The 278-nt window shown below is 40.3% G+C and carries 1 protein-coding gene; it reads left to right on the top strand.

Annotation, left to right across the window (positions count from 1 at the left end; all coding sequences use genetic code 11):
• The coding region (locus ACFIK8_RS09740; RefSeq protein ID WP_375669307.1) for a DUF721 domain-containing protein at positions 1-278 on the top strand (278 nt) is incomplete at both ends.

Here is a 278-nt window from a genome sequence, read left to right as displayed (position 1 = left end):
ATGATTGATCCAGTTTTACGCAAACGGACAGGACTCAATGTGGCACTTCTAGAGCATTGGCCAGAGATTGCAGGTCGTGATATTGGTGAACATACAGTACCACTCAAAATTATTTGGAAATGTCGCGTAGATCAAGATAGAATGTTCCAACCTGCAACACTTGTTGTGGCTTGTGAAAGATTTGCTGCGTTAAAATTGTTGCCTGAGACAGATGAATTGCTCCATAGAATTAATGGTTTTTTTGGATATGTTGTTCTTGACCGCATCAAGATTGAGCA

The sequence above is a fragment of the Bartonella sp. MR168JLCBS genome (assembly GCF_042194175.1).
This window is presented reverse-complemented; position numbering and strand designations above follow the sequence as displayed.